Annotated in this window: 9 protein-coding genes; 3 read left to right on the forward strand and 6 right to left on the reverse strand. The window is 71.2% G+C overall.

Translation table 11 applies throughout. The features are described 5' to 3' along the window. Positions 1–15: 15 nt before the first annotated feature. Positions 16–1,497 (reverse strand): amino acid permease, encoded by a 1,482-nt coding sequence (locus tag JW613_RS02245; RefSeq protein WP_209208971.1) that lies wholly within the window; start codon positions 1,495–1,497, stop codon positions 16–18. Between the two features lie 131 nt (positions 1,498–1,628). Then, the gene (locus JW613_RS02250) at positions 1,629–3,467 is read right to left on the reverse strand and encodes an AMP-dependent synthetase/ligase (protein WP_209208972.1); all 1,839 of its coding nucleotides are present in this window, start codon (positions 3,465–3,467) and stop codon (positions 1,629–1,631) included. 165 nt (positions 3,468–3,632) lie between these two features. Here JW613_RS02250 and JW613_RS02255 point away from each other — a divergent pair, with 165 nt between their 5' ends. After that, positions 3,633–4,457 carry a MerR family transcriptional regulator gene (locus JW613_RS02255; RefSeq protein ID WP_245224784.1) on the forward strand — a complete coding sequence of 275 codons (825 nt, stop codon included), beginning with the start codon at positions 3,633–3,635 and terminating at the stop codon, positions 4,455–4,457. A 21-nt stretch (positions 4,458–4,478) separates the two neighbouring features. Here the strand turns inward: JW613_RS02255 and JW613_RS02260 are convergent, their stop codons facing one another. The 4 genes from JW613_RS02260 to JW613_RS02275 all read right to left on the reverse strand — a co-directional run bounded on the left by JW613_RS02260 (position 4,479) and on the right by JW613_RS02275 (position 10,433). After that, positions 4,479–6,665 carry a 3-hydroxyacyl-CoA dehydrogenase NAD-binding domain-containing protein gene (locus JW613_RS02260; RefSeq protein WP_209208973.1) on the reverse strand — a complete coding sequence of 729 codons (2,187 nt, stop codon included), beginning with the start codon at positions 6,663–6,665 and terminating at the stop codon, positions 4,479–4,481. A 67-nt stretch (positions 6,666–6,732) separates the two neighbouring features. Beyond that, positions 6,733–7,947, reverse strand: coding sequence for an acetyl-CoA C-acetyltransferase (locus tag JW613_RS02265; RefSeq protein WP_209208974.1), 1,215 nt, complete (start codon positions 7,945–7,947; stop codon positions 6,733–6,735). Positions 7,948–8,040: 93 nt separating this feature from the next. Next, positions 8,041–9,183 (reverse strand): acyl-CoA dehydrogenase family protein, encoded by a 1,143-nt coding sequence (locus JW613_RS02270; protein WP_209209212.1) that lies wholly within the window; start codon positions 9,181–9,183, stop codon positions 8,041–8,043. Between the two features lie 32 nt (positions 9,184–9,215). Continuing rightward, positions 9,216–10,433 (reverse strand): CaiB/BaiF CoA transferase family protein, encoded by a 1,218-nt coding sequence (locus JW613_RS02275; protein ID WP_209208975.1) that lies wholly within the window; start codon positions 10,431–10,433, stop codon positions 9,216–9,218. Between the two features lie 210 nt (positions 10,434–10,643). Between JW613_RS02275 and JW613_RS02280 the strand changes: the two genes are divergently transcribed. Then, positions 10,644–11,159, forward strand: coding sequence for a DUF1203 domain-containing protein (locus JW613_RS02280; protein WP_209208976.1), 516 nt, complete (start codon positions 10,644–10,646; stop codon positions 11,157–11,159). Between the two features lie 172 nt (positions 11,160–11,331). Continuing rightward, complete coding sequence (locus JW613_RS02285) at positions 11,332–12,225, forward strand: SIS domain-containing protein (protein WP_209208977.1); 894 nt, start codon at positions 11,332–11,334, stop codon at positions 12,223–12,225. Positions 12,226–12,243: the final 18 nt, after the last annotated feature.

Below are 12,243 nucleotides of genomic sequence, written 5' to 3' on the forward strand. Positions count from 1 at the left end.
CAGCAAGGGGCACCCCTACTTCAGCTGCTCCTCGGCAGCAAGCGCGCGCACGCGCCCCCGCACCGCGTACCAGCCGCCCACCAGCGCGGCGGCGATCACCGGCACCAGCATCACCGTCCTGCGCCCGACGTCGGGGTCGTTCCACATCAGGACAACAACGCCGACCAGGAAAGCGATCGTCACCCACTCGGTGACGGGCGAGCCGGGCAGCCGGAAGGAGGGCCGGGCCACCAGCCCGGCCTTGGCGCGCCGTACGAACACGATGTGGCAGAGCATGATGGTGCACCAGGTGCTGATGATGCCGAGCGCGGCGATGTTCAGCACGATCTCGAACGCCTTGCCGGGCACCACATAGTTGAGGCCGACCCCCACGACACACACGGCGGCAGTCAGCAGGATGCCGCCGTACGGCACCTGGCTGGCGTTCATCCGGGCGGTGAACCTGGGCGCCGACCCGGCGGCCGCCATGGACCGCAGGATGCGCCCGGTCGAGTAGAGGCCGGAGTTGAGGCTGGACATGGCGGCGGTCAGGACCACGAGGTTCATCACATCGCCGGCCCCGGAGACGCCCAGCTTGGAGAGCACGGTCACGAACGGGCTCTCCCCCTCCTCGAACTGGTTCCAGGGCAGCAGCAGCGCGAGCAGCAGCACGGAGCCGACGTAGAAGAAGCCCACGCGCCACATGATGGCGTTGACGGCCTTGGGCACGACCTTGTGCGGCTCGGCGGTCTCCCCCGCGGTCACGCCCACCAGTTCCACGCAGGAGTAGGCGAAGACCACGCCCTGCATCACGATCACCACGGGCATCAGTCCGCTGGGAAAGACGCCGCCGTGGTCGGTGATCTGGCCGAGTCCGGGGGTGGTGCCGCCGACCGGGTGCTGGGTGGCGAGCAGCACGATGCCGATGGCCATGAAGACCACCAGCGCCGCCACCTTGATCACGGCGAACCAGAACTCCAGCTCACCGAAGATCTTCACGGAGATCATGTTGATGGCCAGCACCACGGCCAGCGCGATCAGCGCGAGCACCCACTGCGGGATGTCGGTGAAGAAGCTCCAGTAGTGCGTGTAGAGCGCGATGGCGGTGATGTCGGCGATGCCGGTCGTCGACCAGTTGAGAAAGTACATCCAACCGGCGACGTAGGCGCCCTTCTCACCGAGGAACTCGCGTGAGTAGGAGACGAAGGAACCGGACGAGGGCCGGTGCAGCACCAGTTCGCCGAGTGCCTTGACGACGAAGAACGCGAACAGGCCGCAGACGGCGTAGGCGAGGGCGAGCGCGGGTCCCGCGGAGGCGAGGCGCCCGCCGGCGCCCAGGAAGAGCCCGGTACCGATCGCCCCGCCGATGGCGATCATGTTGATGTGACGTGCTTTGAGGTCCTTGCTGTAGCCGGTGTCACCGGCATCCGCGACCGCCCCGTTCGGGGGCGGCGGTGCGACCTGGCCGCCCCCGCCGGGTTGCGACGGTGTGGCGTCCTGGACGACGTCGTTGCTCACAGTTGGTCCAACTCACTCAGGGATGGGCTTTGCCGGGCCGACGGCCGCCGTGATCACGGCTGCGGACCGAAGCGTCACCTAACCCCCGAGACCCCGGCTATGCGGTGAGGCACACCACACCAGGAGGTTTCTCACACATGATCTTCGTACAACCCGTCGATGATCTGCCGGTAACGGGACCGGACGACCCGCCGCCGCAGCTTGAGCGAGGGGGTCAGCTCACCGGTCAGCGGCGTCCACTCGTCCTCCAGCAGGCGGTAGCGCTTGACCTGTTCGGTGCGGTTGAGGCGGGCGTTGGCGGCGGCCACGGCACGGTCGACCTCGGCGCGTACGGCGGGGTGCGCCGCCAGTCCGCCGGGCGAGCCGGGCGGTAGGTCGATCCCGTTGCGAGCCGCCCAGGCCCGGGCCGTCTCACCGTCCAGGACGAGTAGGGCGACCAGGTAGGAGCGGCCGTCCCCGTCCACCAGGGCCTGGCCGACGAGCGGGTGCTCCTTGAGGGCGTTCTCGACCAGCGCAGGGGAGACGTTCTTGCCCGTGGAGGTGACGATCATCTCCTTCTTGCGGTCGGTCAGCCACAGGAAGCCGTCCTCGTCGATACGGCCGATGTCGCCGGTGGCGAACCAGCCGTCCGCGTCGGTGCCCGGCTCGACCGAGCCGTCGGGGCGCAGATACCCGGCGAACAGGGTGGTGCCGCGCACCAGGATCTCGCCGTCCTCGGCGGTACGGATCTCGGTGCCCTCCAGCGGGCGTCCGACGGAGCCGAGGCGGAAGGCGGCGGGGCCGTTGAGGGTGAGGGCTCCGGTGGTCTCCGTCAGCCCCCAAGCGTCCATGATCACGATGCCGAGGCCCGCCCAGAAGTCGAGTACGTCCGGGGGCATCGGGGCCGAGGCGCTGGCCGTCCAGACCAGCCGGTCGAAGCCCACGGGCGCGAGCAAGGGCCGCAGAACCTCGCTGTGGGCCTTCTCATGCGCCGCGGCCAGTCGCGGGTCGGGCTCGGTGCCGCGCTCCCGGCAGCGCACCACGGCGCGGGCCACCTTCGACGCCTCGGCCACGGCGGTCCTGCGCGGTGCGGGCAGCGACTCCAGCATGGTGCGTACGGCGGCGGCCAGCTTCTCCCACACCCGCGGCACCCCGAAGAACTCGGCGGGGCGCAGCTCCCGCACGAGCGCGGCGACCTCGCCGGGGCCGGGGCACAGGTGGACGTGCGAGGCGCGCAGGACCGGCAGATAGATGCCCAGCATCCGCTCGGCGATGTGGGCGAGGGGCAGATAGCAGATGTGGTCGGCGTGGTCGGGCAGTTCGGCGATCCCGTCGAGCGCGATGCCGTTGAGGACGACGTTGCGGTGGCTGATGACCACGCCTTTGGGGTCGCCGGTGGTGCCGGAGGTGTAGACGACGGTCACCGGATCCTCGGGGCGCGACCGGCGCCAGCTGCCCTCGAAGTCGGCGGGCGGGTACGGGCGCGGCAGGGAACGCCATCCGGTATGCGGTCCCACGGCGTCGTCGTCGGCCACCACGAGCCGCCGGATCCGGCCGGGGGCCTCCCCGGCGGGGGCCAGCAGCGGCTGGCAGCGGGCTCGTTCGTCCGCTCCCCCGACGACGGCGAGACGGGCCCTGGAGTGCCGGACGACATGGGCGAGCTGCTCGGGCGCGGCAGTGCCGTAGACGGAGACGGGGACGGCGCCGAGATGGACGAGGGCCAGGTCGGTCAGCCAGTGTTCGGGGCGGTTGTCCATCATCAGCAGCACATGTTCGCCCCGGGCGACGCCCAGCGCCGCGAGCCCGGCGGCCAGTTCGGCGATCCGGTGGCGGGCCTGGGCCCAGGTGAGGGTGGTGCGCCCGGTGCCGGGGCTGGTGCCGGAGTACCAGGACAGCGCCGGGCGGTCGCCGTGGTCCTGGGCGTTGCGCAGCAGCAGGTCCGGGACGGTCAGCTCGGAGGCGTCCTTGGGCAGTCGCAGGATCGTGGTCATGGCGCCTCCGCACGAGAAGGTGGACCGAAGAGGTGATGCCGTGCTGCCGCCGCCGAGGGTCCGGGCGGCTCGAAGGTTTCACAGGAGTGGTGAGACAGCAATACTGTTGAACATGATCGGTATGGACGGCACCCCCGTGGTGCCGCGGTGAGAGGGGCGCGGCAGATGGAGCGACAGGACGGCGTGGGCGAGCCCACCGACCAGCTCACCGTCGACCAGCTCGCGGCCCGCGCCGGCGTGACCGTGCGTACGGTCCGTTTCTACAGCACCCGCGGGCTGCTGCCGCCACCCACGATCGGCCCCCGCCGTGTCGGCCGGTACGGTCCCGAGCATCTCTCCCGGCTGGCGCTCATCGAGGAACTGCAGAACCAGGGCATGACGCTGGCCGCCATCGAACGCTATCTGCAGCGGCTCCCCGACGACATCAGCGCCCACGACCTGGCGATCCACCGCGCGGTCGTCGCCTCCTGGATGCCGGACACCGTGGACGAGACGACGCGCACCCAGCTGGAGGGCCGCGTCGGGCGGGAGCTGACCGACGACGACATCGAACGGCTGGCGGCGATGAGCGTCCTGGCCCGCACGAAGGACCCGGACGTCTTCCGCGTCGACCCGGCGCTGGTGCAGCTCGGGGTGCGGCTGCTGGACGTCCCCATCTCGCAGGAGGCGATCCTCGCGGCGCGCGAGGTGATGATGGAGCACACCCGCTCGGCGGCCCGTGAGCTGAGCCGGCTGTTCAAGCGCGAGGTGTGGGACCCCTACCGGGAGGTGGAGTCGGACCCGGAGCGGCTGGAGCGGATGAAGTCGCTCTCCGCCCATATGCAACCGATGGTGGTGCAGGCCCTGGTGACGGCGTTCCAACGCTCCATGAAGGAGGAGCTGCGGGCCGTCTTCCCGCTGGACCCCGCGCCCGGCAAGGGGCACGGGGAACTGCGCGAGCGACCACGAACGACCCGCAGCCCGCGAACGACAGCCAGGGGCACCCCCTGACCGGAAGAGATCCGCGGCCCCTCAGTCGCTGAAGGTCTCACCCAGGGCGGCTTTCTCCGCAAGGAGCGAAGGCACCGCGAACCGCTCCCCGTAGCGCTCCTCCAACTGGCGGGCACGGGCCACGAACCCGGGCGGCCCGCCCTCGTAGCCGTTGATGTACTGGATCACGCCACCCGTCCAGGCCGGAAAGCCGATGCCCATGATGGAGCCGATGTTGGCATCGGCGACGGTGGTGAGCACGCCCTCCTCGAACAGCCGGACGGTGTCCAGCGCCTCGGAGAAGAGCATCCGCTCCTTCATGTCCTCGAACGGGACGTCGCCGCCCGCGCCCTCCCCGGTGAAGTGCTCGCGCAGGCCCGGCCACAGCCCGAGGCGCTTGCCGTCCTCGTCGTAGTCGTAGAAGCCCGCGCCACCGCTGCGCCCGGTGCGGCCGAACTCGTCCACCATCCGGTCCAGTACGGCGTCGGCCGGGTGCGCGGGCAGCTCCTTGCCCTCCGCGCGCAGGGCCTGCCGCGTCTCGTCGCGGATCTTGCGCGGCAGGGTGAGGGTGAGCTCGTCCATCAGGGAGAGGACCTTCGCGGGGTAGCCGGCCTGCGCCGCGGCCTGCTCCACGGTGGCAGGGTCGACTCCTTCGGCCAGCAGGGCGACGCCCTCGTTGATGAAGTGGCCGATGACCCGGGAGGTGAAGAAACCGCGCGAGTCGTTGACGACGATGGGCGTCTTGCGGATCTGGCGTACGAGATCGAACGCGCGGGCCAGTGCCTCGTCCCCGGTCCGCCGGCCCTTGATGATCTCGACCAGCGGCATCTTGTCGACGGGTGAGAAGAAGTGCAGTCCGATGAAGTCGTCCTGCCGCTCGACGCCTTCGGCGAGCGCGGTGATCGGCAGGGTGGAGGTGTTCGAGCACAGCAGGGCGTCCGGGGCGACCAGCTGCTGGATCTCCTGGAAGACCTTGTGCTTGAGCGCGGGGTCCTCGAACACCGCCTCGATCACGGCGTCGCAGCCCGCCACCGCCTGCGGGTCGGCGGTGGGGACGATCCGGGCCAGCAGCGCTTCCCGCTCGGCCTCGGTCGTCCTGCCCCGGGAGAGCGCCTTGTCCAGCAACCCGGCGGAGTAGGCCTTGCCCTTCTCCGCCGCCTCCTGCGAGACGTCCTTGAGCACCACCTCGATACCCGCCTTGGCACAGGAGTAGGCGATACCGGCACCCATCATGCCCGCGCCCAGCACCGCCACCTTGGTGACCTTGCGCTCGGCGATGCCCTCCGGCCTGCTGCGGCCCGCGTTGACGGCCTGCAGGTCGAAGAAGAAGGCCTGGATCATGTTGGTGGAGATCTGCCCGCAGACCAGCTCGACGAAGTAGCGGGCCTCGATCACCTGCGCGGTCTCGAAGTCCACCTGGGCACCCTCGACGGCGGCGGCCAGGATGTTGCGCTGCGCCGGACAGGGGGCGCCGGCCGTCTGCTTCTTGAGGTTGGCGGGGAAGGCGGGCAGGTTCTCCGCGAACCTGGGGTGGGCGGGCGTGCCCCCGGGGATCTTGTACCCCTTGACGTCCCAGGGCTGCTGGGAGGTGGGATTGGCCTCGATGAAGGCACGGGCCGCCGCCAGCATCTCCTCGGGCGTCTGCACGACCTCGTGCACCAGGCCGATCTCCTTGGCCTTTCCCGGGCGGTACTGCTGCCCCTGGAGCAGCACGTTGAGCAGCGCGTCGGTGATGCCGAGCAGCCGCACCGTGCGGGTGACGCCGCCACCGCCCGGGAGCAGGCCCAGTGTCGCCTCCGGGCAGCCGATCCTGGAGCCCTGGGCATCGAGCGCCACCCGGTGGTGGCAGGCGAGCGCGATCTCCAGCCCGCCGCCCAGCGCCGCACCGTTGATCGCCGCCACGACCGGCACCCCGAGGGTCTCGATCCGGCGCAGATCGCGCTTGACCCGCATTCCGTAGTCGAAGACCTCCTGGGCGCCCTCCGGCCGCGCCTGGACGAGCAGTCGCAGGTCTCCGCCCGCGAAGAAGCTCTGCTTGGCGGAGGTCACGATGACCCCTCGCACGCTCTCCCGCTCGGCCTCCAGCCGGTCGGCGACGGCGGTGAGGGAGGTCCGGAAGGCGGCGTTCATGGTGTTCGCGGACTGGTCCGGGTCGTCGAGGGTCAGGGTGACGATCCCGTCGCTGTCCTGGTCCCAGCGGATGGTCGTTGCTGCGGTGGGTTCAGACATGGGTTGGTCTCCAGGGTGAAAGCCGGTTCGGGCGGGGCAGGGAGGCGGTCGCGGCGGGCGCGGGCGGCTACAGCCGCTCCACGACGGTGGCGACGCCCATGCCGCCCCCCACGCACAGCGTGACCAGCCCGTACCGCTGGTCCGTCCGCTCCAACTCGTCGACGCACGTACCGAGCAGCATCGCGCCGGTGGCCCCCAGCGGATGCCCCATGGCGATGGCGCCGCCGTTCACGTTCACCTTCTCCAGGGGCAGCCCCATGTCCTTGGCGAACCTCAGCACCACGGCCGCGAAGGCCTCGTTCATCTCCGCGACGGCGATGTCCTCCACCGTCAGCCCGGCCTTGGCGAGGGCCTTGCGGCAGGCCGGGGCCGGGCCCGTCAGCATGATGGTCGGATCGGCGCCCGAGACGGCTGCGGAGACGATCCGCGCCCGGGGGCGCAGCCCGTACCGCTTGCCGACCTCCTCGCTGCCGATGGCCACCAGCGCCGAACCGTCCACGATGCCCGAGGAGTTGCCTGCGTGGTGGACGTGGTCGATCTTCTCCACCCAGTGGTACTTCTGCAGCGCGACGGCGTCGAAGCCGCCCATCTCCCCGATGGTGGCGAACGACGGCTTGAGGCCCGCGAGGGTCTCGGCGGTGGTGCCGGGGCGGATGTGCTCGTCATGGTCGAGCACGGTGAGCCCGTTGCGGTCCCGCACGGGCACCACGGAGCGCTCGAACCGGCCCTCCTTCCACGCCTGCGCGGCCAGCTCCTGCGAGCGCGCCGCGTACTCGTCCACGTCGCGGCGGCTGAAGCCCTCCAGTGTGGCGATGAGGTCGGCGCCGATGCCCTGGGGGACGAAGCCGGTCTCGAAGCTGGTCATCGGGTCGTTGAACCAGGCGCCGCCGTCCGAGCCCATCTTCACCCGCGACATGGACTCCACACCGCCCGCCAGCACAAGGTCCTCCCAGCCGGAGCGGACCTTGGCCGCGGCCAGGTTGACGGCTTCCAGACCGGAGGCGCAGAAGCGGTTCTCCTGGACTCCTGCGACGGTGTCGGGCAGTCCGGCCGCGATGGCGGCGATCTTGGCGATGTCCGAGCCCTGGTCCCCGACAGGGCTGACGACGCCGAGCACGATGTCGTCGATGGCCTGCGGCTCCAGGTCGGGCAGCCGGCGGCGCAGCTCGTCGATGAGGCCGACGACCAGATCGACGGGCTTGGTGCCGTGCAGGGCGCCGTTGGCCTTGCCGCGCCCGCGCGGGGTGCGGATGGCCTCGTACAGATACGCTTCTGGGCTCACGAGGGTGCCTTTCGTACGGGTGCGGAGGGGAACCGGGGGCCGAGGGCGGCGCGGCGTCTCAGTTCGGCAGCGACATCTCAGTTCAGCAGCGACTCAGTTCAGCAGCGACCGTCCGATGATCTCCTTCATGATCTCGGTGGTACCGCCGTAGATGGTCTGGATACGGCCGTCGGTGAAGGCCTTGGCGACCCGGTACTCGTTCATGTACCCGTAGCCGCCGTGCAGCTGCAGGCAGCGGTCGGCGGCGCGCTTTTGCAGCTCGGTCGCCCACCACTTGGCCATGGACGCGTGCACCGCGTCCAGCTCTCCCTTGGCGTGGTCCTCGATGCAGCGGTCCAGGAAGGAGCGGGTGACGGCGCACTCGGTGGCCAGTTCGGCGATCTCGAAGCGGATGTGCTGGAGCTTGGCCAGCGGCCGGCCGAACGCGGTGCGCTCCTTGACGTACGCGGTGGTGAGCTCCAGCAGCTGCTCGGCGGCGGCGATCCCGGAGACGGCGATGGCCATCCGCTCCTGCGCGAGGTTGGTCATCAGATGCACGAAAGCGCCGTCGAGCTCACCGAGCAGATTCTCCTTGGGGACGCGTACGTCGGTGAAGAACAGCTCGGCGGTGTCCTGCGCCTTCTGGCCGATCTTGTCGAGGTTGCGCCCGCGTTCGAAGCCGTCCATGCCCCGCTCGACCACCAGCAGGCTCATCCCGTGCGCACCGCCCTCGGGCCTGGTCCTGGCCACGACGACGACCAGGTCGGCCAGGATGCCGTTGGAGATGAACGTCTTCGAACCGTTCAGCACCCAGTGGTCGCCGTGGTCCTCGGCCGTGGTGCGGATCGCCTGCAGGTCGGAGCCGGCGCCGGGCTCGGTCATGGCGATGGCCGTGATGGTCTCGCCCGAACAGAAGCCCGGCAGCCAGCGCTGCTTCTGCTCTTCGGTCGCCAGCGAGGTGAGGTACGGGCCGACGATGTCGTTGTGCAGGCCGATCGCCAGGCCGGGAGCGCCCGCCCGGGTGAACTCCTCGGCGAGTACGGCGGCGTAGCGGAAGTCCGGCTCTCCCCCGCCGCCGTACTCCTCGGGCACGGCGAGCCCGAGGAGCCCCTGCCGCCCGGCCGCCCGCCACACCTCGCGGGAGACGACGCCGTCGTGCTCCCACTGCGCGTAGTACGGCTCCACCTCCTTGGCCAGGAAGGTGCGCACGGTCTGCCGGAACGCCTCATGGTCGTCGGTGAAGATCTGCCGCTTCAGCTGATGATTCAGCTGCTGGTTCGTCTGCTGCTTCATGGCGTGGGGTGGTCTCCTTCGCGCGGGCGGGAGGCTGCTGGGCGTGGCCGGTCCGCCTCGGCCGGCCCCGCGGTCGCGGTCAGGGCCGGGACGTCCCAGTCGCGGGCGACCTCGGCGGTGTGCGCGCCGGGCCGGGCCGGGCCGGAGGCGACCCGGGTGGGTGTCGCGGAGAACCGGGGAGCGGGCGCCGGCTGCGTGATACCGCCGTGCTCCACATAGGTGCCGCGTGCCGCCAGCTGCGGATGGGAGGGCGCCTCGGTCAGCGAGAGCACCGGGGCCACGCAGGCGTCGGTGTCCTGGAAGACCGCTGTCCACTCCGCGCGCGTACGGGAGGCGAACCGGGCGGCGATCAGCTCCCGCAGCGTCTCCCACCCGGCGAGGTCGTCGCGCGGCGGCGCCTGGTCGGCGACGCCGAGCAGCCGGACGAACTCCGCGTAGAACGCGGGCTCCAGGGCGCCGACGGCCATGAAGCCGCCGTCGGAGGTGGCATAGGTGCCGTAGAAGGGGCAGCCGCCGTCCAGCAGATTGGCGGCGCGCCGGTCCTGCCAGCGGCCCGCGGCGAGCAGTCCCTGGAGCATCGCCGTCAGATGGCTCGTACCGTCCACGATCGCCGCGTCCACGACCTGTCCGGCGCCCTGCGGGCCGCGCGCGTGCTGCAGCGCCGCCAGCACGCCGATGACCAGGTAGAGGGAGCCTCCCGCGTAGTCGCCCAGCAGATTGGCGGGCGCGACGGGTGGGCCCTCGGCCGGTCCGGTCATCCCGAGGGCTCCGGTGACGGCGATGTAGCCGATGTCGTGCCCGGCCCGCTGCGCCAGCGGCCCATCCTGGCCCCAGCCGGTCATCCGGCCGTAGACCAGGCGCGGGTTGCGGGCGAGGCAGACCTCGGGGCCGACTCCGAGGCGCTCGGCGACTTCGGGCCGGAACCCCTCGATGAGCACATCGGCGCGCTCGACGAGCGAGAGGGCCGCGGCGACCCCCGCCCGCTGTTTGAGGTCGAGGACCACGGAGCGCTTGTTGCGGTTGGTGACGTCGTACTCGGCCGGGACAGCGAGCGAACCGCCGCCGGGCCGGTCGACCCGGACGACATCGGCTCCGAGGTCCGCGAGCGTCATGGCGGCGAACGGCCCCGGACCTATCCCGGCGAGCTCCACGACACGCACCCCGGCCAGCGGGCCCCCGGCTGGGGGTCCGACGTGCTCTTCCGCTGCTGCCATCGGGCCCCCAGCACTGTGACACAACTGATGTAACACCGGCGATGCTATGGACAGTGCCGCCAATCCACAAGCCCCCACGAGGGCTCCACGGAGGCTCCACGGCGTGGCCGCCACTGCTCCCCGGCGCGGCCCGAACCCCTCTTCGCGCCCGTCGAACGCCACGACCGAAAGCCGCCAGCATCCGGGCCACGGCCGACCGAGCCTGGGTGCATGAGCACGGACTACGAGATACGAGCGATTCCGGCGCAGACGCTGGAGGAACTGCGCACCCGCGACGACGCGGGCGCGCCACCGCGCCGGGTGGTGGACGAGGAGGGCGGCAACCCGCTGCGCTGCTGCCTGGAGCGGAGCAGGCCGGGCGAGACCCTCGCCCTGGTCTCGTACGCGCCGTTGCGGCGCTGGGCACGGGAGACCGGCGCGGACCCGGGCGCGTACGACGAGGTGGGGCCGGTCTTCATCCACCCGCACGACTGCGGCGGCTGGGCGGGCGCCGCGGACGGCGGCTACCCGGAAGCGATGCGCGGCGAACGGCGCACCCTGCGCGCCTACTCCGCCGACGGCCGCATCCTCGGCGGACTGCTGCTGGACGGGACGCGGGAGAAGACGCCGACCGTCGAGGAAGGGCTGGCCCAGCTGTACGCCGACCCGCTGGTGGCCGCGGTGCATGTCCGCGCGGTCGAGTTCGGCTGCTTCCTCGCGGAGACGCGGAGGGTCGTAGCGGGATGAGCAGCTGCTGATCGCGGTGAGCGCCCGCTGATCGCCCGGCGGGCGCTCACCGTCACCCGGGAGTGGGATGGACAGCCGTCGGCAGGCTGCGTAAAGTTGCGCGAAAGACAGAGATTTCACGCAACTTTGCGCACCGGGCCGAGGGGCTCCGGTCCAGGAGGGGGTCCCACTCATGGGCGAGACGGCATACATGGAGCAGGAGTTGCGCAGCCAGCCGGAGACCTGGCGGGCCGCGGCGAAGATCGGCTCCGGTGACACCCCCCTCCCGGCGGCGGGCGCCCGGGTGGCCGTGGTCGGCTGCGGAACCTCCTGGTTCATGGCCCAGTCCTACGCGGCGCTGCGCGAGGGGGCCGGTCTGGGAGTGACGGACGCGTTCGCCGCGTCGGAAGCCTTCCTCGGCGCGGCCCGGGGATACGACGCCGTGGTCGCGATCACCCGCTCCGGCACCACCACGGAGGTGCTGCGCGTGCTGGAGGCAGTGCGGGGCCGGATCCCGACCATTACGGTGCTGGGCGACGCGGACACCCCGGCCACCTCGCTGTCGGACGAGACGGTCGCACTGCCCTTCGCCGACGAGAAGTCCGTGGTGCAGACCCGCTTCGCCACCTCCGCCCTCGCGCTGCTGCGCGCACACCTCGGTGAGGACCTGGCAGGCCCGGTGAGTGACGCGCAGGAGGCGCTGTCCTGCCCGCTGGAGCAGGAGTGGCTGGACGCCGAGCAGTTCTCCTTCCTCGGCACCGGCTGGACCTTCGGCCTGGCCAACGAGGCGGCGTTGAAGATGCGGGAGGCGTCCCAGAGCTGGACGGAGTCCTACCCGGCCATGGAGTACCGGCACGGGCCGATAGCCATCGCCGCCCCTGGGCGGGTCACCTGGCTCCTCGGCCAGGCACCGGAAGGGCTGGAGGCCGAAGTGACCGCGACCGGCGCCCGGTTCGTGTGCCACCCCAGGGACCCGCTCGCCGATCTGGTGCTGATCCACCGGGTCGCGCTGGAGCGGGCACGCGTCCGGGGCCTCGACCCGGACAACCCCCGCAGTCTCACCCGCTCGGTGATGCTGGACGGCTGACCGCGAGCGATGCGGGCG

Source organism: Streptomyces smyrnaeus, from assembly GCF_017676345.1.
Lineage (GTDB): Bacteria > Actinomycetota > Actinomycetes > Streptomycetales > Streptomycetaceae > Streptomyces > Streptomyces smyrnaeus.

What these genes read in the sequence shown, in the direction of transcription:
- JW613_RS02250 (WP_209208972.1), bottom strand. Translation starts at nt 3,467, where the DNA reads ATGACCACGATCCTGCGACTGCCCAAGGACGCCTCCGAGCTGACCGTC.
- JW613_RS02255 (WP_245224784.1), top strand. Translation starts at nt 3,633, where the DNA reads ATGGAGCGACAGGACGGCGTGGGCGAGCCCACCGACCAGCTCACCGTC.
- JW613_RS02260 (WP_209208973.1), bottom strand. Translation starts at nt 6,665, where the DNA reads ATGTCTGAACCCACCGCAGCAACGACCATCCGCTGGGACCAGGACAGC.
- JW613_RS02275 (WP_209208975.1), bottom strand. Translation starts at nt 10,433, where the DNA reads ATGGCAGCAGCGGAAGAGCACGTCGGACCCCCAGCCGGGGGCCCGCTG.
- JW613_RS02280 (WP_209208976.1), top strand. Translation starts at nt 10,644, where the DNA reads ATGAGCACGGACTACGAGATACGAGCGATTCCGGCGCAGACGCTGGAG.
- JW613_RS02285 (WP_209208977.1), top strand. Translation starts at nt 11,332, where the DNA reads ATGGGCGAGACGGCATACATGGAGCAGGAGTTGCGCAGCCAGCCGGAG.